The following is a 711-nucleotide window of genomic DNA, read 5'->3' as shown; positions in this document are numbered from 1 at the left end:
TTCTAGGTGGAATCACCGCATACGCTTGCCGATCTGCAATGACCTGACGGCATTGCTTGGTGTCATAAGCTCCATCGGTATAAACAGAGTCAATCCGCTCATCTTGTGGAATCTGATTAAGTAAATCACCAAGCACCTGTGAATCACTGACATTATTGGTTGTAAGCTGAACTGCTCGTATTTGTAGGGTTTTATCATCTATACCAATATGAAGTTTACGCCATTGGCGACGATATTCAGCCCCATGTTTCTTACACTTCCATTCACCTTCACCTAGAAACTTCAAACCAGTAGAGTCCACGAGTAGATGGAGACCATCACTACTTTTTTGACAGCTAATCGCAATATCAATATGCTTTTGTCTTCTACAAAGTGTAGTGTAATCTGGAGCTGTCCAATCTAAGCTACAAAGCTTAATCAGACTTTGGACAAAACCTGTCACCATACGTAAAGAGAGTCGAAATAGTGACTTGATCATTAAACAGCATTGAATCGCTGTATCGGAGTAGGTTTGATTTCGCCCTTGTTTACCGATGGACGGAGCATACCATTGCGTAGCAGGATCAAACCAAATGGCAATATTTCCGCGACTCATGAGTGCTCGGTTATATGCGGGCCAATTGGTTGTGCGGTAGATTTTGTGTGCAGGCTTCTTCATTTGAAAATTATATCGCTGAAAAACCCTTTACAGATAGGTTTGTGCAACAAAGC

General features: G+C 42.1%; 1 protein-coding gene. It reads right to left on the bottom strand.

The annotated features are described in order from the left end of the window. Window positions 1-658 (bottom strand): IS5 family transposase (locus tag A6M14_RS04630; protein WP_152873846.1); only part of this gene is annotated, 658 nt, incomplete at its 3' end. Between the last annotated feature and the right edge of the window lie 53 nt (window positions 659-711).

Origin of the sequence: Acinetobacter portensis (assembly GCF_009372215.1) — a bacterium.
GTDB classification, from domain to species: Bacteria; Pseudomonadota; Gammaproteobacteria; order Pseudomonadales; family Moraxellaceae; genus Acinetobacter; species Acinetobacter portensis.
The sequence above is the reverse complement of the archived record's forward strand: the minus strand, read 5'-3'. Positions and strand labels throughout refer to the sequence as shown.